Below are 1252 nucleotides of genomic sequence, written 5' to 3'. Positions count from 1 at the left end.
TGGACTTGCTCCCTCGCAGCGGACGCCAAGAAGCGATATTTTAATCGTAACCTTGGAGGCACTTATGGCACAGCAAACCCGCCGCAGTTACACCGACGACTTCAAAGCCCAGGCAGTGACACTCGCCGAAAGCATTGGTCGAGGAGAGGCTGCTCGACAGTTAGATATCTCGGTCAAAACCTTAGGCAATTGGCTGGACGCCGCACGCAATGGGCGTCCTCTCAGTTCTCCCGCCCGGCATCCGGTTTCTGACCTGGAAAGCGAGCTGGCCCGGCTTCGAGCTGAAAATGCCACGCTTAAAATGGAACGAGAAATCCTAAAAAAAGCGACGGCGTTCTTTGCCAGAGAGTCCAACTGAGATACGCCTTCGTCGCCCGTGAACGGACTCATTTTCCAGTCAGGCTGTTATGTCGAGTGATGGAGGTCTCGGTGTCGGGCTTTCACGGCTATTTGAAGCGCCAGGAACGTCCTGATCCAGATGCGGCGATTCGCTTGGAAATTCGTGCGATTCATCGGGCAAGCCGCGGCACTTATGGGCGACCACGTATGGTTAAGGCGCTTCATAACCGGTCGTACGCGATAGGGCACAAGCGAGTAGCTCGTCTGATGAGAGAGGAGATGCTGCGAGGAAAAATCAAAGCCCGGTTCAAACACTCGACGGATAACCGGTATGTCCAACCCATTTCTGAGAACGTGTTGAAACGACGCTTTTCTGTGACAAGCCCGGCGCCCGCCTGGGTGGGGGATATCACGTATATTTCGACTCGCCAGGGTTGGTTGTACCTGGCTGTGGTGTTGAGTGTCCAAACCCGGCAGGTGCTGGGTTACAGCCTGTCGGACCGTATGCCCGAGGGCTTGGTACAACAGGCGTTCATGAACGCCTGGACTAAAGCGCCAGTTGATCATGGTGTGATTTTTCACTCTGATCGAGGCCGGCAATACACCGGTAGCAGTTTTCGCAGCATGATCGCGCAAAGAGGCTTCGTACAAAGCATGAGCCGTAAGGGAAATTGCTGGGATAACGCAGTGGCAGAGAGCTTTTTTGCCACACTCAAGAAGGAAGAAGCCACCGGTGTGTATCCCAGCAAAGCGCAGGCCCATGCATCAATCGCAAGCTACATCCATGGGTTTTACAACGCGGTACGGCTGCACTCGGCGCTGGGATACAGCTCACCTAATGACTACGCAAAGCAACTGAAGCAAACTGCTTAACACTCGCTTCATGGCGTACGTTTTGAGGGAACAAGTCCAT

Annotated in this window: 2 protein-coding genes; both read left to right on the top strand. The window is 54.2% G+C overall.

All coding sequences use genetic code 11. From position 1 onward, the window contains the following. Positions 1–358 (top strand): transposase (locus HCF10_RS30950; protein ID WP_205885950.1); only part of this gene is annotated, 358 nt, incomplete at its 5' end. Then, positions 355–1212, top strand: a complete 858-nt coding sequence (locus HCF10_RS30945; protein WP_205885951.1) for an IS3 family transposase — start codon at positions 355–357, stop codon at positions 1210–1212. The genes HCF10_RS30950 and HCF10_RS30945, both read left to right, overlap by 4 nt. Positions 1213–1252: the final 40 nt, after the last annotated feature.

Source organism: Pseudomonas sp. B14(2022) (assembly GCF_012030485.1).
Lineage (GTDB): Bacteria > Pseudomonadota > Gammaproteobacteria > Pseudomonadales > Pseudomonadaceae > Aquipseudomonas.
Note: the sequence above shows the minus strand (reverse complement) of the source record. Positions and strands in the feature narration are given on the sequence as shown.